Annotated in this window: 2 pseudogenes; both read left to right on the forward strand. The window is 45.0% G+C overall.

Annotation, left to right across the window (positions count from 1 at the left end):
- A pseudogene (locus EHO59_RS18085) lies at nt 1-603 on the forward strand (proton-conducting transporter transmembrane domain-containing protein); the annotation flags it as partial.
- A pseudogene (locus EHO59_RS18090) lies at nt 570-892 on the forward strand (NADH-quinone oxidoreductase subunit H); the annotation flags it as partial. The pseudogenes EHO59_RS18085 and EHO59_RS18090, both read left to right, overlap by 34 nt.

An 892-nucleotide genomic window follows, 5' to 3' on the forward strand; every position in this document is an offset into this window, starting at 1 on the left:
GCTCACTTGAAACTTTTCTTGGGACTCGTATTATCGAGACCTAGGGCAAATTTCGAGGACCACGGTTCGAATAAGATTGTGAACGCTTCCTTGGTATTGACCGGAGCATTGGTGTTACTTGCACCTGTGATCATTCTTTCATTAGCAAATTATTATGCAGTTCGTGTGGACTGGTTGGATGTTTCCTGGTTCCAAGGGATCGGGATCTTGAACGTTGTAGGTTTAGTCATACTCTTATCCGTGGGGATGTTAGGACTCAGACACAAAATAAAACAGAGAAAACTGTGGGATTGTGGCGGTTTGTTTGGCGGATCGGAGGTGGCGATCACAAGCTCGGCAGTTTCCGATCCGCTAGCCGCTCCTCTTGGAAAATATTTCACGGACGAGAGCGGAAGCTCAAGACTAGATAACGGTTTTATCCGGATCTTACTGAAACTTCTATCTTCTTTGAAGGCTAAGATCAGGGGAGCGGATGATGAGTCCATCTCAGTCGACTTGACTTATTCTTCTTTCACTGTTCTTGCAATCTTGATCGTAATCATCGTCGTTCGTTTGGCGGAGGGGGGCATTTGGTCACAACTACTGTCGTTTTGGACATATTGATCCAAACACTATCGTTTCTATTGCTTCCGTTCTTATGCGGAGGCGTTTTGCAAAAGATAAGAGCGTATTCTCAAGGAAGAAGAGGAGCTCCCGTATTACAAATTTTTTATGATACGGTTCGGATGATCAAAAAGTATCCGGTAGACGGACCATTCTCCGGATTCTTTTCCGAAAGCTCTGCGATCTTTGCGGCTACGTTCGGTCTTGTTCTATGGTCTCTTGTTTCCTTCGAGTGGGCATCTCTTCTATTCATTCCGTTTTTGATCGGGATGATCCGTTTTGCTACTGT

Source organism: Leptospira semungkisensis, assembly GCF_004770055.1.
GTDB classification, from domain to species: Bacteria; Spirochaetota; Leptospiria; order Leptospirales; family Leptospiraceae; genus Leptospira_B; species Leptospira_B semungkisensis.